At 38.3% G+C, this 26,456-nt stretch carries 19 protein-coding genes, 3 tRNA genes and 1 other RNA gene; 11 read left to right on the top strand and 12 right to left on the bottom strand.

Annotated elements, in window-relative coordinates; translation table 11 throughout:
• Positions 1 to 13 precede the first annotated feature (13 nt).
• From R8806_RS19375 to R8806_RS19355, 5 genes are all read left to right on the top strand, one after another.
• On the top strand, positions 14 to 1,924 hold the full coding sequence (locus R8806_RS19375; protein ID WP_317715739.1) for a 4Fe-4S binding protein: 1,911 nt from the start codon (positions 14 to 16) through the stop codon (positions 1,922 to 1,924).
• Between the two features lie 268 nt (positions 1,925 to 2,192).
• Positions 2,193 to 5,003, top strand: a complete 2,811-nt coding sequence (locus tag R8806_RS19370) for a M16 family metallopeptidase (RefSeq protein ID WP_124316661.1) — start codon at positions 2,193 to 2,195, stop codon at positions 5,001 to 5,003.
• A 4-nt stretch (positions 5,004 to 5,007) separates the two neighbouring features.
• The gene (locus R8806_RS19365; RefSeq protein WP_124316660.1) at positions 5,008 to 7,185 is read left to right on the top strand and encodes a S46 family peptidase; all 2,178 of its coding nucleotides are present in this window, start codon (positions 5,008 to 5,010) and stop codon (positions 7,183 to 7,185) included.
• A 527-nt stretch (positions 7,186 to 7,712) separates the two neighbouring features.
• Positions 7,713 to 7,800 (top strand) — tRNA-Ser (locus tag R8806_RS19360).
• A 203-nt stretch (positions 7,801 to 8,003) separates the two neighbouring features.
• Entirely contained in the window at positions 8,004 to 8,303 is a 300-nt protein-coding gene (locus tag R8806_RS19355) for a nucleotidyltransferase family protein (protein ID WP_124316659.1), read from the top strand.
• A gap of 243 nt (positions 8,304 to 8,546) precedes the next feature.
• Here the strand turns inward: R8806_RS19355 and R8806_RS19350 are convergent, their stop codons facing one another.
• Positions 8,547 to 9,308 (bottom strand): Fic family protein, encoded by a 762-nt coding sequence (locus R8806_RS19350; protein ID WP_124317940.1) that lies wholly within the window; start codon positions 9,306 to 9,308, stop codon positions 8,547 to 8,549.
• A gap of 452 nt (positions 9,309 to 9,760) precedes the next feature.
• On the opposite strand from R8806_RS19350, the gene R8806_RS20085 reads away from it, so the two are divergent.
• The 3 genes from R8806_RS20085 to R8806_RS19340 all read left to right on the top strand — a co-directional run bounded on the left by R8806_RS20085 (position 9,761) and on the right by R8806_RS19340 (position 12,000).
• Positions 9,761 to 10,069, top strand: coding sequence for a DUF3784 domain-containing protein (locus R8806_RS20085; protein WP_124317939.1), 309 nt, complete (start codon positions 9,761 to 9,763; stop codon positions 10,067 to 10,069).
• Positions 10,070 to 10,852: 783 nt separating this feature from the next.
• Positions 10,853 to 11,389, top strand: a complete 537-nt coding sequence (locus R8806_RS19345) for a DUF5063 domain-containing protein (protein ID WP_124317938.1) — start codon at positions 10,853 to 10,855, stop codon at positions 11,387 to 11,389.
• 11 nt (positions 11,390 to 11,400) lie between these two features.
• A complete protein-coding gene (locus R8806_RS19340; RefSeq protein WP_087421625.1) occupies positions 11,401 to 12,000 on the top strand; it encodes a 3'-5' exonuclease in 600 nt (199 codons plus the stop codon).
• An 18-nt stretch (positions 12,001 to 12,018) separates the two neighbouring features.
• On the opposite strand, the gene R8806_RS19335 is transcribed toward R8806_RS19340, so the two are convergent.
• The gene (locus R8806_RS19335; RefSeq protein WP_124317937.1) at positions 12,019 to 13,143 is read right to left on the bottom strand and encodes a hybrid sensor histidine kinase/response regulator; all 1,125 of its coding nucleotides are present in this window, start codon (positions 13,141 to 13,143) and stop codon (positions 12,019 to 12,021) included.
• A complete protein-coding gene (locus R8806_RS19330; protein WP_151412225.1) occupies positions 13,127 to 14,230 on the bottom strand; it encodes a hypothetical protein in 1,104 nt (367 codons plus the stop codon). The genes R8806_RS19335 and R8806_RS19330 overlap by 17 nt, the downstream gene beginning before the upstream one ends.
• A 227-nt stretch (positions 14,231 to 14,457) precedes the next feature.
• On the opposite strand from R8806_RS19330, the gene ffs reads away from it, so the two are divergent.
• The 3 genes from ffs (at position 14,458) to R8806_RS19315 (ending at position 14,751) form a co-directional block, all read left to right on the top strand.
• Positions 14,458 to 14,556, top strand: an RNA gene (gene ffs / locus R8806_RS19325) — signal recognition particle sRNA small type.
• 8 nt (positions 14,557 to 14,564) lie between these two features.
• Positions 14,565 to 14,638, top strand: a tRNA-Thr gene (locus R8806_RS19320).
• 41 nt (positions 14,639 to 14,679) lie between these two features.
• Positions 14,680 to 14,751 (top strand) — tRNA-Thr (locus R8806_RS19315).
• A 667-nt stretch (positions 14,752 to 15,418) separates the two neighbouring features.
• On the opposite strand, the gene R8806_RS19310 is transcribed toward R8806_RS19315, so the two are convergent.
• The 9 genes from R8806_RS19310 to R8806_RS19270 form a co-directional block, all read right to left on the bottom strand.
• The gene (locus R8806_RS19310) at positions 15,419 to 16,150 is read right to left on the bottom strand and encodes a hypothetical protein (RefSeq protein ID WP_124318444.1); all 732 of its coding nucleotides are present in this window, start codon (positions 16,148 to 16,150) and stop codon (positions 15,419 to 15,421) included.
• Between the two features lie 23 nt (positions 16,151 to 16,173).
• The gene (locus R8806_RS19305) at positions 16,174 to 17,214 is read right to left on the bottom strand and encodes a hypothetical protein (RefSeq protein ID WP_151412226.1); all 1,041 of its coding nucleotides are present in this window, start codon (positions 17,212 to 17,214) and stop codon (positions 16,174 to 16,176) included.
• Between the two features lie 2 nt (positions 17,215 to 17,216).
• Positions 17,217 to 17,801 (bottom strand): tetratricopeptide repeat protein, encoded by a 585-nt coding sequence (locus R8806_RS19300; protein WP_164720087.1) that lies wholly within the window; start codon positions 17,799 to 17,801, stop codon positions 17,217 to 17,219.
• Between the two features lie 721 nt (positions 17,802 to 18,522).
• Positions 18,523 to 19,056 carry a JAB domain-containing protein gene (locus tag R8806_RS19295; RefSeq protein ID WP_124318059.1) on the bottom strand — a complete coding sequence of 178 codons (534 nt, stop codon included), beginning with the start codon at positions 19,054 to 19,056 and terminating at the stop codon, positions 18,523 to 18,525.
• Positions 19,057 to 19,119: 63 nt separating this feature from the next.
• Positions 19,120 to 21,564, bottom strand: coding sequence for a DEAD/DEAH box helicase family protein (locus R8806_RS19290; protein ID WP_124318060.1), 2,445 nt, complete (start codon positions 21,562 to 21,564; stop codon positions 19,120 to 19,122).
• Between the two features lie 78 nt (positions 21,565 to 21,642).
• Complete coding sequence (locus R8806_RS19285) at positions 21,643 to 22,863, bottom strand: site-specific integrase (protein WP_151412227.1); 1,221 nt, start codon at positions 22,861 to 22,863, stop codon at positions 21,643 to 21,645.
• Between the two features lie 396 nt (positions 22,864 to 23,259).
• Entirely contained in the window at positions 23,260 to 24,228 is a 969-nt protein-coding gene (locus R8806_RS19280; RefSeq protein ID WP_124317655.1) for a YncE family protein, read from the bottom strand.
• A gap of 41 nt (positions 24,229 to 24,269) precedes the next feature.
• Positions 24,270 to 25,436 carry a porin gene (locus R8806_RS19275; protein WP_124317654.1) on the bottom strand — a complete coding sequence of 389 codons (1,167 nt, stop codon included), beginning with the start codon at positions 25,434 to 25,436 and terminating at the stop codon, positions 24,270 to 24,272.
• A 51-nt stretch (positions 25,437 to 25,487) separates the two neighbouring features.
• Positions 25,488 to 26,429, bottom strand: a complete 942-nt coding sequence (locus R8806_RS19270; protein ID WP_124317653.1) for an HAD family hydrolase — start codon at positions 26,427 to 26,429, stop codon at positions 25,488 to 25,490.
• Positions 26,430 to 26,456 lie beyond the last annotated feature (27 nt).

Genomic DNA, 26,456 nt, shown 5'->3' with positions numbered 1-26,456 from the left:
AATTTATGGAGACATGTTACTGCAATTGGGTGTAATTGCAGTCATTGCCGGATTCATTCTGAAAGTATTTTTCGGGGGTGCGCCAGCCGACGTCGAGGCCTACTGCCCGTTCGGGGGACTGCAATCTCTCGTAACCTACTTGAATTCAAACACACTGGCATGTAGCATGTCGATCGTACAGATCATGATGGGGGTAACCCTAGCAATCGGTGTTATTCTTTTCAGTAAACTGTTCTGCGGTTACCTCTGTCCCTTGGGCACGGTAACAGAATGGATGGCCGTTTTGCGCAAAAAGATGAAGATAAACATCAACATCACCACAGGTTCGATTGTCGACAAAATCTTAAGAGCGATCAAGTATATCCTGTTATTCTGGATATTCTACATGACGATCTCAAGCAGCGAACTATTCTGTAAGAACTTTGACCCGTACTATGCTATCGCAACCGGATTCAAAGGCGAACTTACCGCATGGATGGCGTTGATTTCCATCGTCTGCCTATTCCTAGGTAACTTATTCATCAATATGTTCTGGTGTAAATACATCTGCCCGCTCGGAGCGTTGAGCAACGTGTTCAAATTCACGCTCACGTTCCTAGGCTTATTGATACTTTCATTAATTCTAGGCTATTTCGGCCTACCGATGCAATGGTATTGGTTACTCGGTGCAAGCTGCGTGATCGGTTATATCTTCGAAATTGTGTACCACGAAAGCAAGGTATTCCCGTTACTCCACATTACTCGGGATGACGAGAAATGTAACCATTGCGGTTTGTGTAGCAAAAAATGCCCACAACAAATTGACGTGGCGAACCTGAAAGTCGTGAAAGACATCGATTGTACCTTATGTGGTGAATGTATGGGATCATGTAATAAAAATGCTTTACAGATAAACCGTAAACCGGCATTCCGATGGTTACCCGCAATTCTAGTCGTTGTTCTCTTCTTCGTCGGGCTGTGGATGGGTACCCATTGGGAATTGCCGACCATAGATGAACGTTGGGGAGACCCGGCAAAATTGGAACACTTGGAATCCTTCGAACGCGACGGCATGAGAACCGTGAAATGTTTCGGCAGCTCCAAAGCATTTGCCGCACGAATGAAAAACGTCCCGGGAGTTTACGGGGTAACGACCTACGTGAATCGATTCGCCGTCGTGGTTTATTATGATCCGAGTGAAACGAGTAAAGAAAAAGTAGAGAACGCCATGTTTACCCCGGTAAAACGGAAACTGAATACTCCTCCTGCCGGAGTGAAACAAGTAAAAATAGTCACCTTGGGTGTTGAAAAACTATTTGACCAAATGGACGTGACGTTCCTAGGAAACATCATCCGTGAAAAAGAAGGTTTCTATGGAATACAAACCGAATACGACTGCCCGGTAAGAGTGAAATTATTCATGGACATCAATAAACCAATCGACAAAAAAGAATTAAGAAGTATCGTCGAAACCCGTGAATTCGAGATGCCGGTGCATGGTGGTGGAGTTAAGAAGATCGAATGTGACTACGAACTGGTAAACATCTCGAATCAAGTGGACACGATCGGTCGTCAGGCATTCCTTGAAATGATGTTCCCGGCAACCAAATCTCGTTTTCAAATTGCCTTGAAGAAATACGGGGAAGACGCTGCCACGGCAGTTTACGAGATGCCCTATCCGGGATTGGATAAACCGTTAGTTCAGCGCCAAGTACCCTATTTGGGAAGCTTCCTTTCCACGCAAGATGGAGTGATGGAATTCGCCACGGCTCTGAACGGTGACATTCCGGTTATCCGGATCACATACGTGAAAGAGGTTCTGGACGATGATAAAATCTGGGAAATTCTTCAAACCCCGAAATGGAAAATCCATTACACGAACGGGACAACCAAAGAAATTGATGCTACTCTAACCTTTAAAACACCGGGTAAAACCGTTGAATAAACAACCGTTTCCAAGGGGCTTTCAAAAAGTCAATTTTAAAAACTACCCCCACCAGCTCCCCCTTGCACAGGGGGAGAGCTGATTACCAAGCGTTTTCTCCCCCTGTGCAAGGGGGAGTTAGTGGGGGGTAGTTGATAAATACAAATACGACTTTTAACATATCCTCCACGGGAAACTTGAAATCATTTTTTACGATGCTTTTATCTTGTCAGAGTAATCCGTTTGGATTACCCCGCGAGACTTATACCCATACAAATTGTAAATCACCATGATAAAAAACATCATCTACACCATATTACTCACCCTGATCATCAGTCCCTTGGTGGCTCAGGACATCGGTACAGGCCAAACAATTCCGATGGATCCCGATATACGGATCGGGAAGTTGGATAACGGGCTGACCTATTACATTCGTCATTCCAAGAATCCTAAAAACAGGGGAGAATTTTATATCGTTCATAACGTGGGGGCAATGCAAGAAGAGGACAACCAGAACGGCTTGGCCCATTTCCTTGAACACATGGCCTTTAACGGAACAAAGCATTTCCCGAAGAAAACCATGTTGGAATACCTTGCCAGCATCGGTGTACGATTCGGCACCAACGTGAACGCTTTCACGTCCAGAAACGTAACGGCATACAATATCTCCGAAGTTCCCTTAATTCGGGAAACGATCATCGACACCGTGTTGTTGATGCTTCACGATTGGTCCAGTTACATCACCTGCGACTCGGCTGAAATCGAGGCAGAAAGAGGAGTTATCCGGGAAGAGTGGAGAACCCGGGACATCCCCCGTATGCGCCTGTCGGAACAACTGAACCCCGTGATGTACAACCATTCGAAGTATGCCGAACGTAACGTGATCGGTGACATAAATATCATCATGAACTTCAAACGTCAGACCTTGTTGGATTTTTACCACAAATGGTACAGGCCCGACTTGCAGGCCGTGATCGTGATCGGTGATTTTGACGTGAACATGATGGAAAATAAAATCAAGAAAATTCTATCACCACTACCTAAAGCACAACATCCGGTACAAAAAGAAGTGTATTCGGTCCCCGACAACCGGGAGCCTCTCGTTGGCATCTCGACCGATCCGGATGCCGGTGCCATGGTAGTCAGACTCATGTATAAACTGGATCTTCCTTCCCCAAGTGAAAGACAAACGGTGAAGGCCTACAAAACCGACTTGGAAAGAAGCTTTGTGTCGGAATTATTCAAAAAAAGAATCATCAACAAAGCTGCACAAGGCAATCCTTATATCCGTCAGGGATCAGTAAACTACACGGACTTAACGCCCGACAAAAAGATGGTATTCATCATGGGAGCCGTGAAAGACAATAAAGTCAATGAAGCCTTGAACGAACTGGCTATCGAAGTGGAAAGAATAAAAAAGCACGGGTTTACCCCGGAGGAGTTCAACGAACTACAAGCCAACATGCTTAAATCAGTTAAACTCCAAATGAACCAGAGAAAGAATCTTAAAAGCGTAGATATGGTGAAAGCCTGTTTGGCACATTTCACCACAGGCGCCCCAATCCCGCCGAATGATTTCTTAGAAAAGATGTCAGTCTCCACGCTACAAAATCTGACCTTAGAGGAACTGAACCGTACAGCCCTAGAGATGTTCTCCGATGACAATATACTCATCACGATACTCGGTCCCCGACGAGAAAGTATCAGTTATCCCGGCGAACATGAGTTAATCGCTACCGTCCGGAACGCCAAAAACCAAAACATCACGCCTTATGTTCACCGGACTCTAAAAGACACCCGGTTAATCACGAAGACACCGCAATCCGGGAACATTTTAGAAGAGAAGAAGAATGACACGATGGGTACTGTTGAATGGACTCTTTCAAACGGCGCAAAGGTCATCATAAAATCATACCCGAACAAAAAAGACATTGTTGACATCAAAGGATTCAGCGAAGGAGGAACCTCCACTCTGCCGGAAAAAGAACTTGCCAATGGATTCATGGCCAACAATTTCTGCCAACTCATAGGAGTGAAGAATTTCTCCCGGGCCGATTTAAAACAAATCAATGTCGGGAAAGTCATCTCCCTCACGCCGGAAATCGGGGAGTATTACGAAACATTGAGCGGGTATGCAGCCAAACGAGACCTAGAAACCTTGATGCAAATGATCCATCTTTATGTCACGGAACCGAACTTTGACCAACAAGAGTTTAACCATCAAATTGAAAAAATAAAAAGTACACTAAATAATCGCAAGGGCCTCCCAAAAGCCGAGTATAGTCAAGAAGTTCAAGGCGTGAAATACAACCATCACCCGAGGAAAACAAGCCTAACCCTTGAAAAAGTAAACACGATCACCTTCGAAAAGACAAAACAAATATACCAAGAACGTTTTGCCAATGCCGGAGACTTCACGTTCATTTTCACGGGAGACATTGACTTAGAAAAATTAAAACCACTCGTGGAAACGTACATCGCCTCTCTACCGACAACAGGGGTAAAGCAGGAATACAAAGATAACCACGTGCGTTACGCCAAGGGAAAAATCATCCGGCATATCGAGAAAGAGTTGACAACCGACAAAGCTTCAATCAGTGTGCTTTACACGGCAAAACTCCCCTACTCCGCCGAAAACAAAATTCTCTCGGCTGCCTTCCGCTATATTCTCCGGGACAGATACATGAAATCCATCCGTGAGGAAAAAGGGGGAGCATACAGCGTCAGCGTGAATGCCACGGAAGAGGCTGTCCCGACAAACCAGATCACGATAGAGGTGAATTTCGACACGGCCCCCTTCATGGCCGACGAAATGCTGGAGATTGTCCAGAAAGAAATCGATGATCTCGTCAAAAATGGCCCCTCATCTTCCGAATTGGAAAACGCACAACGTTATTTCAACAAACTTTACAAGACAAACATTTCCACCAATTCTTATTGGCTGGAAACTTTATCAGACTATTACCGATACGGAATTGACAATTTCACGAATTACGAAAACACGATGAGTGGCCTAACACCATCAGATATTCGTAAATTCGCCAAAACCGTGTTTGGACAGAAAAATAAAATGGAATTCGTATTATTACCAAAAAAATAACGGGATGAAGAAAACAACATTTATCAAAAGCATTATTGCCGCCCTCTTAATTGCAGGTAGCACGTTTACAGCAAAAGCTGACAAAGGTATGTGGCTGATCCATCTTATGGCCCAAACCAATTACGAGGCAATGAAAGCCAAAGGGGTTGAACTCTCGGCAGAAGAAATATATAGTGAAACCGCTCCTTCTTTAAAGGATGCCATCGTGGCCCTAGATTTCGGAAGCTGCACGGGAAGTATGATCTCCAAAAACGGCTTGATGATCACGAATCACCATTGCGCTTACGACGACATCCAGAAGTTGAGTAGTCTTGAACACGATTACTTGAAAAATGGTTTTTGGTCAAAGAATCAAGGTGAAGAAATCCGTATTCCGGGCAAAACGGTCATGTTCCTAGATCGGGTGATCGACGTCACGGACGAGTACAGGGAAGTACTGAAAAGTTTCGAGAAAGACGACGAGGCAGCTCCTTATACTTCAAGAAGAGCCAACTCCGTGATCGAAAAGAAATACGCGAAGAAAGGGTACGAAGCCTCATGCGCGGCCATGTTACGAGGTAACAAATATTATTTGTTCTACTATAAAGTGTACGAGGATGTGCGCCTTGTGGCGGCTCCTCCCACTTGCTTCGGGGCATTCGGGAAAGACACGGATAACTGGTCGTGGCCACAGCATAAAGGAGATTTTGCCATGTACCGGGTGTACGGTGACAAGGATGGAAACCCGGCCAAATACTCTCCGGACAACCAGCCGATCACGCCGAAATACGTGTTACCCGTGTCAGTAGCCGGGATTAAGGAAGGTGACTACGCCATGGTATTGGGCTACCCGGGGTCAACTGCCCGCTACACGCCATCTTTCGGGGTAAGCGAGAAAATTAACATCACGAATCCAGCCATGATCAAGGTTCGGGACACGAAATTAGCTATCCTGAGGGAAGCCATGAATGCCGACGAGAAGATCAACCTCCAATACGCTTCCAAATACTTCATGAACAGCAACTACTGGAAATACGCCATCGGTGAATGTGAATACACAAAAAAATATGATGTTGTCGGCCTTAAAACAGCCGAAGAGGCGAAACTAACCGCATGGATTAACGCAGATCCCACCCGCAAGGCTAAATATGGTAACCTAATAGAGGAATTACGAGCTTGCTATGCATTCTCCGCTCCCTATATGGCCACCGCCATCTTCCACCGGGAGGCTATCATAAACGGGGCAGACTTAACCCGTCTCGCCATGCGCTTTAAAGGATTCGAAAGTGCCATGGAAAAACAAGGATGTTGTGTCCTACACAAAGACTGCGCACAATGCAAGAACCTGAGACATTTCTGCGAACAATATTTCAAGGACTATGACGAGCAGGTTGACCGCAAGGTCTTCACTGCCATGATCGAGTTATACGTGAATAATATCGACCCGAAATTCTTCCCGGAAGAAATTGGTAACCTCGTAAAAAAATTCAAAGGTGACTACCAGAAACTGACGGACTATGTTTACAAAAATTCCGTACTAACAACGAAAGAACGCTTGTTTGCTTGGTTAGACAAGGGTGTTGACCAAAAAACAATCGACAAAGACCCGGCATACCTGATCACGAAATCCGCCCAAACGAAAAACTACGAACTGCGTGATTATTTAAAAGACAATAACCAAAAAATAGGTGCTTTACGCACGCTTTACATGGAGGCTCTTGTCGAGATGAACAAGGGTACCGTGCTTCCCCCGGATGCGAACTCGACAATGCGAATCACCTACGGAACTGTTGGCGGTTACTCCCCTAAAGACGGAGTGACTTACGATTACCGTTCTTCCATCGATGGTTACAAGGAAAAATACGTGGAAAATGACCCGGAATTTGACTTGAACCCGGACTGCTGGGCTGCCATTCAAAAAGGAGACTGGGGACGTTATGCCGATAAAGACGGAAAACTTTATACCGGATTCGCCACGGATCTCGACATCACAGGAGGAAATTCCGGCAGTCCGGTGATCAATGCCAAGGGCGAATTGATCGGTTTGGCATACGACGGCAACTGGGAATCCATGGCCGGAGACCTTTATTACAATCCGAAATATAATAAATGTGTATGCGTTGACATTCGTTTTGTACTGTGGATTATAGACAAATACGCGGGGGCGTCAAATTTACTAAACGAAATTAGCATTGTTGAATAATAAAAAATTACTATATTTGTTTGGTCAAGGAGTGAGTAATCTTGATACGAAAAGCACACTACGATTATTTAATGTTTTTAATCAATCGGTCACTGAAGCACGCACCAAAAAGTGATCTTAGTTTGATTCCTTGACATAGCGGTCTCCGAACGGGACCGCTTTTTTCGTATTTCACTTACCACACTCTCGCCAGTATTGCAGTATACTCTCTTGGGTGTCTCGTTAGTTAGTCCATTACAAGTCCAGTAAAGATCCGTGACAAATTCTCCGCGTTCGCTCGTTGATTTCCCGTTAACTTCCCGTTGACTTCCCGTTAACTTACTAACGAGACTCCCAAGAGGGTACGACGCGAGTAACCGACAAATATATAGATTGTCCGAAAAACAAGACCATCAAAGGTAACCCGCAAACCAAGGCAAGGTTCTAACATATTATTCACTGACTTCCAACTCACAACGATTTAACATCAAAAATAATCCAAAACATACACGTTCATTAAAAATAATTTCTATCTTTGTCCCGCATTTGGAAAGATGCAGGAGTGGCTGAACTGGCACGCCTGGAAAGCGTGTAAACCTCTAAAGGGTTTCGGGGGTTCGAATCCCCCTCTTTCCGCTAGGAAATATTGAATTTCAGAGAGTTGGAAGTTAATTCTAACTCTCTTTTGTTTTAATAGCATGGTCTGTTTTAGGGTGTTTTTAATGTCGGTTTTCGACTGAAAGTTAAACCAAGAGTTAAAACGAAAACGAAGTTGTTATTCCCAACGTTTTTGTTTTGTCTTCAACAATCACTATCTTTACAGAAAGAAGAATGACAACATGAATTTAATAGAATTAAATATGGATAAAATAATTGCCTTGTGCAAGAAGTACAAGGTTCGTAAATTATTCGTGTTTGGTTCTATCCTCACGAATCGTTTCAACAAAGAGAGTGATGTTGATTTTATAGTTAATTTCGACAAAGCACAAGTAACAGATTATTTTAATAATTTCTTTGATCTGAAATACGCTTTAGAAGATATTTTGGGAAGAGAAGTTGATTTGCTAGAAGAACACGCCATTCGTAACCATTACTTGAAAGAAAATATCGAGCAAACCAAAGCGTTAATATATGGATAACTTTACCAAGAATTTCTAACAAACAAGAATGCAAACAACAGTAAGTAAATCAGGTTGTTCGTTCACGTGTTGCAAAGGTACTACTTGCAAGCAAGGAAACCAAATGAATATTGCAGAATATCAAACATTTATATGTATGATAATATATTGATTTGACATTCTATTTCCAACTTTACCATACAAGGAAATTACACACGTGAATATCTTTAATTACAGAAACATTCTAACAAATGAAGTTATTTTTCATTCTAAAATAGAAATATACCTCTCCAAAGAAGCTTTTTCCGCTTCGGCAACTAGCAAGTAAAAATCATCATGTTGTTGCTCCGTGTGAGAAACCTCCAAAGCCTTGTAATAACGTAACTTCATATCATTATCACTTTTAAGAGTAACGATAGTATAACCTTTTTGCAGTAAATAAAGATTCATCAGAAGTCGAGAAGTACGCCCGTTACCATCTATAAATGGATGTATCCTCACCAGTTCACCATGCAAGTAAGCGGCGATAATAACAGGATGAATATTTTCTTTTTCCATGCTTTGAAATGCAAGCATGAAATCTTCCATTAGTTTCTCTAACAAACAAGGTTGAGACGGTACGTGTGTGCTACCCGAGATCATTACAGGTACGGTTCTATAACTTCCAGCATTCTCTCTATCTATGCCATGTAACACAAGTGCATGAATCTCCTTGATTGTCCTTTGGCTTATTTCAATATCCTGTTGGGCAACCTCCTTTATATAGTCAATAGCCTCTGCATGATTGATTGCCTCCAAGTGTTCACGCATGGATTTACCAGAAATGGTGATTCCTTCATTCACAACAAGTGCTGTTTCTTGTAAAGTGAGGGTGTTTCCCTCTATACGGTTGCTCTCGTAAGTGTATTCTATATCCAAAGCATCTTGTATTTTCTTTAACGCCTCAACAGGTAAAGGACGCAAGGATGATAACCGCACTTTCAATAAATCCACTTCTTTTAATAAATCAACCAACTTGCTATTCATGTTGCCATATTTTTAGTTGATTACAAAGGTAAGAAATTATCAGTGTTTATATCTAGTGGGAAAATACAAAATTCAGGGCGGTATATACATTTGAAAAGAAGTAATAGGAATCCTACCGAGAATTAAGAGAGAAAATACCTCTTTTTCGAAACTGATTCAGAGCTTACTCGTGGCTCATGCAGCCCGGATAGAATAAGCCCCGCTTAAGCTCTGAATAAGCAACGAACGAGAGGTAGTTTCTCGATTACTTCACGGTTAGATTACACTTGATTCTCTACACAAACTGAAGAGCAGAACAACATGAATTTGTTCAAAACTCCCTATATCACATATAGCTAATTACAAAATTTACTTTTAGTAGTAATACAACCGAAACATCCTATTAATTGTCAAACAACACCAAAATTTTGTATATTTACCAATTAAATCAACATTATCTATAAATTATTTGCATGTCGACACCCAATTTAATAATAGGTACATTCTTTATTGTATTGAGTATTATAATCTTCACATTTCCCAATACAATAGCGGGGTACAATACGCTTTCAAATGAAGAAAAGAAAAAAATTAAAGTAAAGCAACTTGCTAAATTCGTATTTAAAGTACTTTTTTCTGTGGGAATAATCATTATTATTGGGAATTACATTTTCACTTGGCTAAAAGTTCCATATTTAAACTATATCCTTCATCCGATTTTGTATATTTTAATGTTAATAATTCTGTTCAGCAACAAGAACAAATATATTCAACAAGATTGAAAAATATAGAATAATACAATTTAGTTCATAAAAAACAACTCTAAAGTCGCCTTACAGTAGAGTGAATATTAACATGAAAAATGTACATGCATGAAGAAGAAAAACACATTTTTAGAACAACAATTATACATTTATAATTAGATAGTTAGATAACATTATTAATCCATCTTGATTTGACTAGAAAATTAAACCATCAGTTAAACCACGCTAAAGACGATCGGAAAGCATTACATGTAATACATACTTTTGTTTGCCGGAGACATCCTTGTGACACGACGAAATTGAAATCACCTCCTATTAATTTTACTTATCGCTCTTTAAAATGGTGGTTATCATCAAGCGATAAGATACGAGTATGCGGTGATAGCACCCAACTGTCACTCAACAACCGGAAAATTCTCATAATTCTGACGAGAAAATAGATTCTAATTCTTCTTATTTTTCACGAGAACTGCAAACAATCCCAATTCTTATCTATTTTTAACGGGAATTCTACAACGATTTTTCCTGCAAGGCGTATCAATAGTACAATTTCACCAGACAGATGATAACATCAAAAGGGAAATAAAGAGATTGCTAGCATAGGTAGAGAGTGAGAATTCCCGGGGTCACAGCCAGGGAGTATAGTGAATGTAGATTGTTGCTAGTCTCGGTGCGGTTACTTCGCGATGAACGTAGCCGCACTTTTTTATTCCATATTATTGAACAATCATGAAAAACTTTCCCGCAGATTACAGATAGTCTAAGATATTTGGTAATTTTGTGGTGAAAATAAAAAAGATTATGGACGATTTACAACATATAGGATATAGCCGGGAGGTCATTGAATTCGTTGCTGTTGCGAAAGAGTTTTGCGGATACCTAGAAGGTTCCCACGAAGAAGATGCCAGCGAGTTACTTTCGAAGCTACAAAAATTCATCCCGCTAATTTACTTGAAAGGCAGTTTGTTACCCTCGTGCGAAAGTGACAACCTCGGTATGATGGAAGAGGTGGTAACCGAGGAGGATTACAACGCCTTGCTCGCGACATTAAGCCGGACACTGGGCGAGAATGACGAATATCTGGAAGTTTTCGACGAGAATATGCAATACAGCGAAACTCCGGTCGTGAACTCGATTTCCGAGAAACTTTGTGATATTTACCAAGATTTGAAAAATTTCATTTCCGCATATCGCAGTGGGATGATCGATGTCATCGAGGAAGCATTATGGCAGTTAAATAACAGTTTTGAATTATACTGGGGGAAGGCGTGTGCCAGCGTATTAAGAGCGATACACTTGGCAATATATAAGGTAGTAGACACGGACGACTCCATGTAAGAGAGATAGACATGGAATACAAGACGAAGATCAGCGAGGAAGAAATAGAAGAATTACCAAACTTCACGTTTGACGGGGAGATCATCGTGATTGATCATGAAGATAAAGTTGACGCGGCCGTGGACGATTTATCGTCCTACCCGTACATCGGGTTCGACACGGAAACCAAACCGGCATTCAAGAAAGGGGTAACACATCAGGTAGGCCTGTTACAACTGGCCACCGACAAACGGGTATACTTATTCCGATTGAACAAATGCGGCCTGTCCGAATCGTTACAGGATCTTTTGGCCAATGAAAATATAATGAAAATCGGTGTCGGGATACGCGATGACATCCGGGGACTTAGGAAACTAGCCAATTTCATCCCGGCAAGCTTTCTGGATTTACAAATATTTGCCAAGGCATTCGGCATAGAAGAGATGTCATTCTCTAAATTAATGTCGATTATTTTCAAGGTGAAAATATCCAAACGACAACGGACGTCAAACTGGGAAGCCCCACGATTGACCCCCGCACAATTACACTACGCGGCAACCGACGCGTGGGGGGCGCTAAAAATGTACAAGGCGTTAAAATCCGGCAATAGCCAACTACAACAAGTGTCCTAGAGTTTGTAAAGTAATACTTTATAAACTCTCTCCCACGGGCACGGAAAAATAAAACGTGGTACCTTTTCCCTCTTTCGATTCGAACCATAATTTCCCATGATTCATTCTCACGAAATCCTTGCAGAGTTGTAACCCCAACCCGCTCCCTTTCTCTTTCTGCGTCCCGTAAGAAATAAAATGTAATCCATCATCCAGCAAGCCTTGTTGATGTTCCTCACTGATTCCCTGCCCTCTATCCTTCACGATTACCGTCAAAAAAGCGTTTTCTTCCCTGCAATCCACATCAATCCTTCCCCCCGTGTAACTGAATTTAATCGCATTGGATAATAAATTACGCAACACGGTCTTCATCATGTTCACGTCCGCGTACCCGGTAAAAGGCCGATCAATATGATTGCAAATTTTTATTCCCTTCGCCTCTGCAATATTCTCCTGCAACACGATCACTTCTTTCGCCGCCTCCGTGAAAGAAAATGCCTGCCTGTACGGCTGTAATAATCCATTCCGGCTATTACTCCATAGCAACAGGTTTTCCAGCAACAGGAAAGCCTCATCCGTGGTCTCCTGCAACATCTTGATAAGATTCTTTATATTATCATCCGGAATTTTCTCCTTCTGGTGATCAAGCGCTTCAAGAATCATTTTAAGTGTACCTATCGGGGCTCGCAAATCATGAGCGATAACGGAATATAGCTTGTCTTTAGAACGGGATACGCTTTGGATACGTTCATTCTGCCTCTCGATGATACGTTGTGATTCCAGTAAAAGCAATTGATTGTTTATTCGCAGGATCAACTCCCTTTTACTCAACGGACGGGAAACAAACTCCACCCCCTCGTAATCAACTACTTTCCGAAAATCTTCGTAACGATTGGGGATCGTCATGTAAAGAATCGGGATCTGTTTGGTCAGGGCGCTCTGTTTCAACTGGCGAACCACGGTAACCCCCTTTCCTTCCTCTAAAGCTAGGCGAATAATAATCATATCCGGCAACCTCAACTTCGCGAGTAGAAACACCTCGTCCGCTTCCAGAGTAGGTAATAATTTAAAATTCTCTCCAGCCAGCAGGCTTTTCATCTTTTCCAAATTCGAAACAGAATCGTCAGCCAAAAGGATTGTATATTCACTATGATCTATATGCATTCACTACAAATTTATAACCAATTTTTGATAAAAGTTCCTCGTAGAGCCGATTAAATGCCATAGCCTTTTGACTTAAATCATCAAATGATTCATTATTACCAATTTCGTTCTCTCCCGACAAATTATTTTTGATCGATTTCCACATCGGGTACATGGTTTCGGAGAAAGTTTGCAATTCAGTTTTCAACAATGCCAATTCACGCTCCATCTCTTTAAAACGAGTCACGTCATGTCCGATCAAGTGAATTTCGGCGTGATCTCGATCTAACCTAACCGAGTAAGCATGCCACTCGATAAATACCACCTCGTCACCATGCATCACCTTGGCATTAAACGTCAACAAATCCTCCGGGAACTTCACCACTTCCTCCAATTTCTTTGATGAAATATCCATTTCAGTCATTAGATCCCCGATCCGACTCCCGATAATATCATCCGGACTATCCCCGAACAAGGAATAAAACGTCTTGTTCGAGAAACTGACATGTAAATGCCGGTTCAGGCGAAGAATGTAATCCACCCGGTTTTCGATAAAGTCCTGATACAAGGCATGATGTTTCACCAATTTTCTTAAAATCAGTTCTTTCTCCAACGCTCCGGATAGCACGGAGGCCACCTGTACCAAAAACGCAATCTCTTCCCCCGACCACGATTCCTCGTGGTGACAGCGGCTCAAGCACAAAAAGGAAAAAAGATGACTGGATATATACAAGGGTAAAAATATAGCGCAATTTACCCCCATCACCTGCATGATATTCTTCAGACTTTCGTTCGTCACGTCATTTATATCCCGAATATATATATAATTATCTCTCTCTAAATCCTGCTCCAACTTCCTGTCATAATAGAAACTGCGCTTCTCTCCAGACTCCGGAAAAACTGACTCCCCGGTACTAGTCCATTCTTCCGATATGGTAAACGTCATATCGTGATTAATACTCACGATATAAACCTGATCGGCACGCTCGTGTTCTCCCAGTTTCTTTAATGCCAGCTTCACGTTTCTATTCAAACCCACGCTCGTGGATAATAAAACGTTTAAATCAGATAAAAATTCCGCTCCTGTTATGTTATTTTCTGTCTGCATACGCTTGTTTGGATCGTTTAGTCCTCAATATTTGTTTCTTTTTCTAGTATTTATACACGAAATTCACACTTCAGGTTACATGATTCTACATTTTTATATAACAAGATTAAAATTCATTTACAAACAACTTTCTATAAGCCAATATATTAAATATAGGCCCTAAATTTAGTCTATAAAAAACTCTGAAAACATTTGGTAACTGAGAAGATTTTTGTACTTTTGTGCCCGGGTAAGTCCTATGCGACCAGCTCCTGTCGAACTCCCCCAGGGTCGGAAGACAGCAAGGGTAGATGGTTGAGCGGTGCGACATAGTAAGCTTACCCTTTTAGGAAATGCCTCTTTAGCTCAGCTGGCCAGAGCACGTGATTTGTAATCTCGGGGTCGTTGGTTCGAATCCGACAAGAGGCTCAAAAGAAGGGAAGAAAAGTGAGTAAGTTCTTTTTTAAGTTGCTGTTGTAGCTCAGGGGTAGAGCACTTCCTTGGTAAGGAAGAGGTCATGGGTTCAAATCCCATTAACAGCTCAGAGGTAGCAGTCAATAAATTGGCTGCTTTTTTGTTTTATTATACTATCATTCAGATAGTTACACTAAACAAATCCTTATCATACAGGACATTGTAATTCAATGTAAGATTCTTATTTTTGGGAATACAAAAGAAGATTTTGTGGAAAAAAGGGTGATTTTTGAGACAAAACATAGTGATTTCAACCCAATGTTTGACAAAATGTTTGACAAATTTGCTTGACAAAACTTCATTTCTACAAATTGAATTTATATTTGAATTTATAATCATATTACCTAACTCTATCCAATTTCTTTTTCTAACTTGTATCTTTCATATTCTCTATTATTTAATTATTAACCTAAATTATTTCTATATTTGATTTATCTATCTAAAATACTTTTACAGGTGTAATTCTATATATACTTGAAAAATAAACCTGTAATATTTCAAAAGGAAACACCAGCCAAAGCTGATGCCTCCTTCCTTTTCAGAGTGGGCAATATCTAAAATATTTTTTGACTTCCTGATTCCTAGGAAAATACAATAATCTTGATTCAAAAAATACCTATTTAACACCAAGTTTCAATATGTGATGTTTGTTTTATATTGTTGGTAGGGGGGGGTGAAAGGTATCTTATGAATAGGAGGGGGAGTGTTTATATTATACTCCCTTCTCATATGTATTTATATATACATCCCTATTACTATTACTGCAACAACAAGGATAATTATAAGAAAATAACCCAAGGTTCTTTGATTTTGTAATTTCTGCTCTTCTTCTGGTGTTATATTTGCAGAGTATGTTTCACCATTACTTTTATTTTCTTGCTGCTTTTGAATAGCAATTTTAATTTCATCAATACTTCTATATCCCTCTTCATACAAATTCTCATCCACAAAATGAAGATATTCCTCCTTTCCATCTACCTTTAAGATCAACAAATGTTCTGTTTTATGAGTTGGTTTGTACAAGGTGCTTTTATTGTCAACCTCTATTAATATGGAATTGTCACCAACTTCTTCCCATCTTCCCTTATCAACCTCTCCTGCTTGTGAGATTAGTAATGTTTGGTCTTTTTGAAAGATATACACTTGTCTATGACCTTCTGAATTTCTTAATAGCACCCAATTTTTATTGATCAAATGTTGTTTGAACACTTCCAAACTGATGAATGGAATTTTATTTGCAATTTTCTTGCTGATAGGAGAGGAATCTATTTTCTTGCTAGACTTGTCTTTTTTCTTACCCAAGCACAATAAAATGATAAATGCAGGTAGTGTTAAGAAGAAAGTAAATACACCCCACCCCCATCTACTCCTGTTTAATTCTTTTGCTCTATAAACTGCCCATATTGTTAATCCAATCTTAATGATAGGCAGTAGTAGCCTCAAAAATGCTATTTCTTGTTGGTTCATGATCTATATTGATTTTGAAGTTTTTATTTGTATCTTGTATTGAATTCTTCTTCTGTGATCATTTCAGTGGTTTCTACAAAAGCATCATTATAGTTTGGATTTTCTTCATTCAAACAGAAACATATTTGCCTGTAGATAGGCAATCCTTCATGAAGATGAACCATTGCTGGTGTACCTTTTTCTTCATTTGCAGGTGTCATCTTAGGAGATTGTACTCTATCTTCCAATTTCCAGAATGGTTCACCTACTTGTTCTCTTACTGAAATTCTACATTTAGGAAAAATATCAGTTAAGTCACTGCCAATCTTGATATCATACATTCCTAAGATTTCCTTTTCTAAAGTCAATATCATAATTCTATCTTGAATACTAGGTTGGCAGCATTCTTTTATTATTAATATTTTTGACTTGATTTTTATTTTTACATAATTGGAATCTTTAGATTCTTTATATAATAAAGTTTCTTCCCATGGAAAAGTTTCTTCCCATGGAATTACAATGACCCTATCCAAATCTGTTTCTTTTGTAATCCTAGACATGATATGATTACTGTTTCCATTGCATATATGCATTCTATATATTGCATACCAAGCTTTATCTGGATTTTTAAAAACATTAGAATGATCTTTTACATGATAATACTCTAGTTTTAATTTCCCCCTTTCTATGTTGTGTCTCTCAAATTTGAGAGAAAAATCTGGAAAAGAGAAAAAATCTTCAAATTTAACTGGAATATTGAAGTTTAACATTTTAAAAATATGTAGTGGAACCTCTTGATTTATTTTGTTTTTGTCCCAAAAGAATCCTTCTATAACTTTGATTAAGATGTTTTTATATATATATTCATCTCCTTTACACAAAACTCCATGTTGGGAATCTATAAACTCTAAAGTACCTTGGACACATGTTGAGTAAAATGTATTATGGACTTGTTTATCTTTATGTCTATTATTTGTAGAAGGGATATATTTAGCACAACTCTTGTAGTATTGCCTTTCAAGGTAGTCCATATATTCCATTTCATCCCCATAGCCATCTTCTAGCATCCAATCTTCAAATCCCATAATTAAATGTTAGTATATTGTTGGTCAATAAAATGAATTATTTCATGTGTTCCATATCCATATTCAATACCTTTTAGGAAATATTCTTTTGCTTTTTCAATATCTTTTGTGTGCTCTTTATATCCTAAAAGGTTGAATACTCCTAGAGCATACAAAGCAAAAGGTTCATTTTGTAAAGCACTCTTTTGAAACCAAAAAAATGCTTTGTCTAAATCTTCACTTCCACCAATGGCATGTATATAACAAAAACCTAATTTAGATTGAGCCTCTTTAAGTCCTTTTTCTGCACTACTTTTATACCAAAATCTTGCTTGTATTGCATGTGCATCATAGACATTTCCTTCTGAATCTTTGATCAATTCTTGTCCTATTAGTTTCATATGATATTGCCCTAATTCATATTGAGCTTTTGTATGCCCTTTTTGAGCACTTTGAAACATCCATTTAAGTGATTCTGTTAGATTCATAGGAGTGCAAAGACTTTGTTTGTAATACAATGCTAGATTGTATTGTGCTTCTTGATCTCCAGTTTCTGCTTTTTGTTTAAGATATTCATAAGCAATGCATCCAAGAGTATTTTCTCTCATTATTCTTGTATTATCCTTCAATCTCCAAAAGGTAATTACACAAAAAGAAGGCATGGAAACTGTAATTTATTTCATTTGGTGGTTCTGGTAATAACCTTGATATAAATAAAAACAGCCCATGCCTAACTCATATATTATCTTGATAATAATATACATGAGAAGACAAGCACTTGCTTTTATCCTTATATCAATTCAAAAATTTACCAGATCTCCAAATGAAGGATAAACTAATGCCTCTTGTTCTACTATGTCTGCTAGAGTGATTACTCACTCCAACTTTACAAAAATAGAAATATTCAGCATTATAAGCAAGTGCTTTAGTGGGCTGCTCTATGACAAAAATAAATTTAATTCACATTAAAGGGTAAAATATCTTCTCTTTTTCTTAAGATGGTGTACAGGTCTAATTCTATATAAAGGTAAAAATTAGAACTGTACTATCATAGGGTGGAGAAGATTTGAATGATTGTTGCACTTAGTTTAGTATATTATATACATCTATGTGCAACATTGTCCCACTTGTTTTCATTTTTATATATAATAATCATTTAAAAACATCTGGGACAATTCCTCCACTTCTTCCAAAATTTCATGATTAAAACAAGGCTAATTAGGCTTTATATTGCCATTTTTATGAATGCTAAAGAGAATCCTATGAAAGGAAGGAGAAAGTGGCTTAAATCAAGGATTTGAGGCCTTATTTGCCATGCTTTAACACTCTTTAATGAATTGGCAAAACAATCTCATTCTGATTGAGAAATGGTGAAGAGTAATCCTCCCTGCTAGGATTCATCACATCTATCCTGTCTTCAATTGCATAGCTATAATAACTCTCTTCTGAAATGATCAGGTGATCAGTTAATTCTATTCCCAAGATGGATGCAACTTGATAAACTCTTTTGGTGATCTTGTCATCCTGCAGGCTTGGTTTAAGATTGCCAGAGGGATGATTATGAACTAGAATTATCCTGCTTGCATTGGCAAGGATTGCAGCTTGAAATATGATCCTAAGATCAACCACAGTGTTACTAATCCCACCTTTACTTACTAGAGCCACACCCAATACCTTTAGTGCTTGATCTAGTAACACTATATACATCTCTTCATGGTGTTCTATCCTATCTTCTAGGAGACTTCTGGCTAGTGAATACACATCTTTCTCATCTGAAATCTTTATCCTGTCTGCTGGTTTTATGTGACACTTGTAAGACAGTTCAACTTCAGCCACATTGAATAATTTTTCTAGTGTTTCCATGTTTCAGCTATATTTAAATTTTGTAACCAAAACATGGAAAAGGAGGTTTGTTTTTTATTGTAGTTATGGAAGGTTTTCTAAAAAATATTTTCCAAAATCAGAATCTTTTAGTGGTAATTTTTTGGTTATCTCTGGAAATAGATGTGAAATATATTCACCTTTTATTATGTAGGGTCTGTTAGCTCCTTTTGCTTTCTTGTCTCTTTTTGTGTACATTAACTTGTTAAATAGTTTTAATGCTTGATTATTTTTGAATTCAACAGGAATAGCTAATAATCTGAATATCTCTTTTAATTCTTTTTCAATGATTTCCCCTGTGTATTTCTCTCCAATTTTAAAACAAGTATTCATGAATTGTTTGAACTTGTGATTGTCATCCAATGCCCAGTACTTTATTCCCAAGTATAACCATCTAAATTCATCTTTTCTTATATTTTGAAGTTTGCCTTCTTTTTGTGTTAATAATTTGCTGGCTAGTAAAGTCCAGTTTATATAACAACCAAGCAACTTGATTCTCTTTAAGAATATTTGAGTATCATAGGTGGTAGTATTGATCATTCTTTCCAGTTCATCCCAATTCCCCTCTATTTCTTTTAATTTTTCTCTTGCCTCAATCAAGAAATTGCTTCTATTCTCTTTTCTTTGTATTTTTTCTTCTTTCTTGATTTCATTTAAACTGGAAATTTCCTTTGCTGTGGACTTGTCTGTTTTCATGCTGATTTCACCCACTTCATGTTTTTCCAAGAGGTATTCCAGTCTTCCTTCACAACTGTACAGGTCATTGATTAATTCCATTTTCTCACATAGGCTGTCTATTAGAAGATGTGATATTTGGTAGTTGCCATGAATATCTTGCCTTACAAGTCCCTCTACTCCTTTTATATCAACCTTTTTGATTGCATCAATAACTTTTTGGAACAAATGTTGAAATCTAGGCTGGTCTCCTTCAATCTTTTTCAAATGTGTAATGATGTGTTGCAAATGTCTTGCCTCTTCTAGTAATTCAAGCCTGTATTTTTGAACATCCACTCTTTTCTTAACAGGCAGATAGTTATGGATGATGGTGTCACTCAAGAGTTGCTTTCTACACCTGCCTGCAATTTGGATGATTTTCTCAATTGATAATAGTGATTGTGTTTTTTGAGTATTGGCAACAGAAATAAGGTGAAAGTCTTCATCAATATCAACTCCAACAAAATATGCACTTGTGATGAAGGTGATCTGCTTGGGGAGTCTATTACCTTTTAATTCAATATAATATTCTCCAACTTCTTTTCTCCCATACATTCCACACAGAACTGCAATTTTGCCTGAAATCTCATCTCCCCCTTCCTGTTTTAATAGTTCTATTATGTTTTTTATACATGATATGGAATTGTAAGCAATCATCACCTTCTGGGAGGAATCTCTTGTTGTGGATAAAATTTGTTTTGCTGCTGTTATGTCTGGACAAGAAGAAGTAATGGATGTTATATTTCTAGCTTTTGGGGAACTAAATTCAGCATGTATGATGTCAATACCTGCAAGCTGGGGATTGGAAAATCCTTTAAGTGTTGCAGACACTAGACACCTGCTTTGAGTGGGATGTTCAAGATAATAATCAATAACATCTTCAGCAACAGGCCTGAAACTGCTGTCTGATTGTAAAGAATCAATCTCATCTATCATTAAGAAGTAATCTTCCAAGTTTTCACCCCTATTTTTCAAGTAATTGATAACTAGGTGAAGGCTGTCTGCAACCACCAAGAATTTTTTGAACATTTTCTCCTTGTTGTTGATCATGTCCATGTATTCATTTATACTACTGTTACTTGTTGTAGTATTTAGGGAGCCAATAGGACTTCCAACATACAAGTACTTGTCTGGATGGTTCCTATACTTGTTATATGCTAGTGCTCTTGTTGGGCAGACAATGATGGAATTTCTCTCACTTCTCAATTCTAATGAAGTTGCCCCAACCCCAGTTCTGTTTTTGTTGAATATCCCAAAAGGTAATTGGTCAATACCTTCCAAGTATTCAGATTCAAAAATTAGAATCCCTTTTTCCCTTTGATGAGATGTGTTATCTTCATCCCCAGAATTTGAAATGGGTTCAACTTGTAAGGTTACAATAGAAGGGTCTATGATTGTGCAATTGTTAATACCTTCTAGAATTTCAGGGTTTGTTTCATGGAGTGGAGTACTGTTTATTATGGCCTGAAGTGTTTTTAATTTTTCATCACTAGGAGTAGTGGGTGGGGTATTTTGTTGTATTTTGGAAGTTTCTTTTCCAGATGAAATTTGTTTTGCCAGTAGGTGTGCCTGTTGGGTCTCCCTGTTCTCCTTGACTTGTTGCTTTATTGTTTCATATTTTACTTTAGCCAGAGCCTTTTGGGGGGAGTTGTTATCATGGTTTGAGTTAATAGCTTCTTTCTTTATTTGAGTTTCTTTGAACTTGCTCATGTCTACCCACTCATGTTCAATATTTTCATTAATCTCTATTGATTTTTCAATTTTATTGTGATCCATAATATAAAAAAATGTAGGGGTCAAGTGAATTTGTTACATGACCCCAATGTTAATAAATTTTAGAGTCATAAGCTACCATCAAAGCAAATTTTTCATTGCTGCATCAATTTCTGAATTTTCAAAGCTATCCAGATAAATTTGTGTTGTTTTCAGATCAGAATGTCCTAAGGATTCTGAAATTATACCAATATTTACTCCAGATCTTTTTAAAACAGTAGCATAAGTATGCCTAGCTACATAAGTAGTTAATGGAAAATTCAAACCTATTTTCTTTCTAATTACTTCTAATTGTGTATTTATATGTCCCAATACTTTTTGTTCTCTATTAAATTTCTGCTGTGCTGTTACATGAATCTTTCTATCTAATATAGGAAAGATGTAATCATCACAAGATGCATCAATTTTCTTATACTTATCAATTATATCCATAGCATTAGGGAGAAGGTGAAAAGTTAATTCTTTTCCTGTCTTGTTTCTCTTATAATACAATCTCATATCCATTATATTAGAATATTTCAAATTAGCAATATCCTTGAAATTAATACCTGCTGTATAATATGAAAACAAAAATATATCTCTAGCAAATTCCAAATAAGGAGAGATATTACCTCCTTTTAAAGAAAGATCAAGATTTACAATTTTCAATACTTCATCCTTACTAATAGCTCTTTTTCTTGTTGGTGTCCACAATCTTCCAACCTTAAATTTCTTAAATGGATTTTCTCTACAAATAAAAATTTTATCTTCTATTGCTTTATTATAAACAGCCTTCAACACACTAAATTTAGTGGCAATGGTGTTACTTACATTACCCTTCTTCCTAAGAAATATCTCAAATTCATTCAAGAATTGAAGATTGATCTCCAAGAAAGAAATATCCAAAGATTTGAAAGCAATTAAAGATTGCAAACAACTTTCATATTTTCCTGCAGTTCTGATAGTCCCCTTTTCCTTCAATTGATCAATTATTTTTCTGAAGTACACAAAAACTGTATTATGGTTTTTGCCTTCCCTACCCAATAGATTATCCATTGTCACTTCATACCCCAAAGCCTCCAAATAAATGATTTTCTTATTAAACTCTTTCAATTTTTCATCTATCAATTGTTGATAATGTTCTTTTACAGGACAATTATCTGATAATTTTTGATTTTCAAAATCCCAATACTCAACATTCAAGGCAAAGCCTATTGAAACATAACTTGCTTTCCTATCTTGAATCATTCTTATACAAGGTGTCACTTTATTCTTTACTGAAACTCTATTTTTCCTACAAATAACACTAATACTAATACTCATACCAATATAATATTGATATAAATTCAATGTGTTGAACAAATGTTTGTCAAACAAAATCATCTCAATCAAACACCCTTATAATATCCTAATTATCAGCAAAGTAAACAGATTTATTTCTTTAATCTTTGACCTTGGTAAGGAAGAGGTCATGGGTTCAAATCCCATTAACAGCTCAAAGGTGGCAGTCAATAAATTGGCTGCTTTTTTGTTTTATTATACTATCATTCAGATAGTTACACTAAACAAATCCTTATCATACAGGACATTGTAATTCAATGTAAGATCAAATAACTACTCGTGATTTCTAAAGTCGAACATAAAAAAGGACGATCCCCAGAGTTTTTTATAAAACCTTCGGGGATCGTCTATTTCTAACTCAGATTCCTTCGCTAAGAATTATTTTACTTTCTCGTAGATATAAAGTTCATGAATTTCTCCGGTATACCCTTCTTCCTTGAACGGACCTTGTGACATACCAAGAACGATTAATGTACCACGATTATTTAAAACAACCAAATCATCATTTACCGGGTCAATTGAAAGACCTTCAATCTCTCCAGAACGACGGAAATCACTCATCTCACGAAACAACTCAACTCTTCCGGCTTTTGCCCCTGCAGCAATTTTACCTTTACGCATTACAGGCTTTCCGTTTTTGTCAAGTTTCACACTGAACGGAGTATCTTTAACCACTTCAGTTCCTTCCTGCAAACCGGTGAAATGCACTTCCGTAATGTCAGCAACATAAATATTATCTGGAATATTATATAAAGATTCTCCATCATCTGAAGTGAAAAGCATTTTCCCGTCAGCGATAAAGATTCCTTGGCACCAGTAGGGAGTCGGACGACATTGCATTTTCGTGTAGTATTGTCCTGTTTCAAGACTATAGCAATACACGTAACGACTATCCACCCAGTCAGACATCCAAACCATATTTTTCTCACGATCAACAGCAAGCCCAGACACCTCTACCTGTCCTGATTCAGGAGACCAAGGAAGATCACGTTTCCATTTTAAAGTCTCTGCGTCATAAATTGACACGGCAATATTGTAACCACGTCCGTATTCGAATTTCTCGATACCGCAATAGATCTCTCCATTGTACACGTCAATATCCCCAAAGTGGTTAGCAATTTTAGGATTCTGGAACGGTTGATCGTTCTTCATGACAAGATTACCTTGCTTATCATACTTATAAAGAACTTTGGTGTCGGAAACATAATAATAGTTACTGTCGATAGCAATTCCTTGACGTCCTGCCACGGGAATAACTCTTTTCAATCGATACTCAGTTCCCAGATGTTGGGCATTTGCAGACATTCCTACAAAAAGTAATGCCAGAGCGAAAAATAATTTATTCATAATCCAATAATTTAATTTGTTGGTAAAAAGATTAAGTATTATTAGAATTTAAGAAGACACATGATTTGCAAGCTATTACCCGTACCAGTTCTTGTTCCAGCATCTTTTACCTTGTCAGGATAAGCCGAAATGGTATAATTTACCTGGAACTTAACATCCTTGATTATTTCATAGGTACAACCTAAAAGGAAGTTATCCTTGTTGTTTGCAGAAGTCTTGGCTGCTTTGTCACGGTACATATCATAACGTACAACCGGTAAGAACTTACCAATCTTATACGCTGCAAGCACATAAAAACCATCTTCCTTCACGTTAGCATCATCACTTTGAATATGGCCGTATTCTGCACGAACATCAAGACCATTCGGATCATAATACCAAGCACCGGTGATAAAACGATTCATCGGAAGATAATCCTTCGCATCTCCATTTTCGTTCAAACCTTTATATTCTCCCCAATTGTAACAACCGATGATACGCAATTTCTCTACCGGACGGATTGTAATACGACCCACAAGATCTTTCGATTTATTGTCATCGTTCAATGTCGGGAGATAACCGTTCGTCAATGATAACTGATAACTCAGATAGCTAAATTTTTGATCTTTGCTTTTGAAAAGGTCTCCATAAGCCATCACTCCAAGATCACGACCATAATCAATAAGATCTGCAGAAGAGATCGCATTACGACACACCATACGGTAACAGATGTTCGAGAAATCCACGGTCTCTAAAGTAGACGGAGAAATATCATAATTCTCGAAACCAAGCGGCAAATAATATTGACCTGCACGGAAATGCAAAGCATCAGTGATATGAGCATTAACAAAAGCGTCCATTACCGTGATCACTTTTTTCTTGTAGGCAGAGTTATCAACCGATCCGGAGAAACACTCCAACTGGGCACGGAAATCAAAGGTTTTTGAAACTTTTTTATCAATGATCAAACGCATACGTTTCAATTGGAATGATGATCTGTTATCCCCATTCTTGTCCCCCCAGTTATAACCGGTTTGAATATAACCAGAGAATTTAGGCAATATCGAAAGAAGTTTATTTACTTGTTTTGTAAGGTCGTCGTTATTGGCTTGTGCGACCTCGCTTTTCGTGTTAGAAGGTTCGTCTTTATCAGACTCGGCCCGGGCAATTGTACATACAAAAAGGGCACAACATAACACCAATACATTTAATAAATAGTTTTTTTTCATAATAACATAAATTAAGTTTATTGTAACTATGCGGGATAATTCTTCACAGAATTATTCTTTAGGATTAATCACATTTTCTCTGATTCCCCACTCTGAAGTATGGAAACGCACTTTCGGATCTCGTACATCATTGCACCGAACAATAACGGCTCCTTCTTTTTCCCAGTACCCTTTCACCGTTAGACCATGCATCGGACCGTCTTCCGGCCCCCGGACAGTTTTATCATCCGGGTTCACCACAATCTTCAAACCACAAGACTGGTTTAGCATATCCATGTCTCCCCGGCTATTTCCCCCCACTACAAGTGGACGAGTTTTAATGAAAGTCGGGATAACATTCGCTTTCCCATCATCTTGCGGAATCGGTAACACGATCTCATTTGTCAACACCCCATCTACCACGACAGACTTCATCCCGAGAATATTTACTTCGGGGATTCCCAATTCCTCTGATAAAAATTTTTGATATAAAAACTCGGGAGAAGCTGTCAATATCCAAACCTCAAATCCATACTCTTTCAAATTAGCTATAAGCTGTTTCATTTCCGGGTAAAACTTTCCTTGATATGACTCCACATAGCAATCATACCCCAACTTTGCCACTTCTTCCGGAGTCATTCCCGCCAAAAAGTGGGCACGATCTTCGACATAAACCTTCCCCACGTTATTACCGTCTTTTACCATCCGATTCAAAATAGCCATTTTTTCCTTGGAAACCTTATCATTTTTGCCCTTATAATATTTATCGGCATAACGATATAAAGCTTCATCCGCCAAATAGTGTGGTGCTTGCCCGATCACAGTTCCATCCCCGTCGAATACCGCTACTTTACGAATATTCATGGTTAAAGTCGTATTCAAGAATGTTTCAATTCTCTCATTAATTTCCTTTGACCACCCTTTGATCTCCCGGTAAGTCTGCGCGTAAATCGAGGACGTAATGAATAGCAACAATATAACCACTATTCCTTTCGTCAAATGTTTTGTATTCATACAATTTATTTTTTATTGTTGATCAGA

It is taken from the genome of Butyricimonas faecihominis (assembly GCF_033096445.1).
Taxonomy (GTDB): Bacteria; Bacteroidota; Bacteroidia; order Bacteroidales; family Marinifilaceae; genus Butyricimonas; species Butyricimonas faecihominis.
This window is presented reverse-complemented; position numbering and strand designations above follow the sequence as displayed.

Coding starts and splice junctions, on each gene's coding strand:
- R8806_RS19285 (WP_151412227.1), bottom strand. CDS start 22,863: ATGAGTATTAGTATTAGTGTTATTTGTAGGAAAAATAGAGTTTCAGTA.
- R8806_RS19295 (WP_124318059.1), bottom strand. CDS start 19,056: ATGGAAACACTAGAAAAATTATTCAATGTGGCTGAAGTTGAACTGTCT.
- R8806_RS19345 (WP_124317938.1), top strand. CDS start 10,853: ATGGACGATTTACAACATATAGGATATAGCCGGGAGGTCATTGAATTC.
- R8806_RS19365 (WP_124316660.1), top strand. CDS start 5,008: ATGAAGAAAACAACATTTATCAAAAGCATTATTGCCGCCCTCTTAATT.
- R8806_RS19310 (WP_124318444.1), bottom strand. CDS start 16,150: ATGAACCAACAAGAAATAGCATTTTTGAGGCTACTACTGCCTATCATT.
- R8806_RS19355 (WP_124316659.1), top strand. CDS start 8,004: ATGAATTTAATAGAATTAAATATGGATAAAATAATTGCCTTGTGCAAG.
- R8806_RS19300 (WP_164720087.1), bottom strand. CDS start 17,801: ATGAGAGAAAATACTCTTGGATGCATTGCTTATGAATATCTTAAACAA.
- R8806_RS19305 (WP_151412226.1), bottom strand. CDS start 17,214: ATGGGATTTGAAGATTGGATGCTAGAAGATGGCTATGGGGATGAAATG.
- R8806_RS19330 (WP_151412225.1), bottom strand. CDS start 14,230: ATGCAGACAGAAAATAACATAACAGGAGCGGAATTTTTATCTGATTTA.
- R8806_RS19375 (WP_317715739.1), top strand. CDS start 14: ATGTTACTGCAATTGGGTGTAATTGCAGTCATTGCCGGATTCATTCTG.
- R8806_RS19290 (WP_124318060.1), bottom strand. CDS start 21,564: ATGGATCACAATAAAATTGAAAAATCAATAGAGATTAATGAAAATATT.
- R8806_RS19350 (WP_124317940.1), bottom strand. CDS start 9,308: ATGAATAGCAAGTTGGTTGATTTATTAAAAGAAGTGGATTTATTGAAA.
- R8806_RS19275 (WP_124317654.1), bottom strand. CDS start 25,436: ATGAAAAAAAACTATTTATTAAATGTATTGGTGTTATGTTGTGCCCTT.
- R8806_RS19335 (WP_124317937.1), bottom strand. CDS start 13,143: ATGCATATAGATCATAGTGAATATACAATCCTTTTGGCTGACGATTCT.
- R8806_RS19370 (WP_124316661.1), top strand. CDS start 2,193: ATGATAAAAAACATCATCTACACCATATTACTCACCCTGATCATCAGT.
- R8806_RS19270 (WP_124317653.1), bottom strand. CDS start 26,429: ATGAATACAAAACATTTGACGAAAGGAATAGTGGTTATATTGTTGCTA.
- R8806_RS20085 (WP_124317939.1), top strand. CDS start 9,761: ATGTCGACACCCAATTTAATAATAGGTACATTCTTTATTGTATTGAGT.
- R8806_RS19340 (WP_087421625.1), top strand. CDS start 11,401: ATGGAATACAAGACGAAGATCAGCGAGGAAGAAATAGAAGAATTACCA.
- R8806_RS19280 (WP_124317655.1), bottom strand. CDS start 24,228: ATGAATAAATTATTTTTCGCTCTGGCATTACTTTTTGTAGGAATGTCT.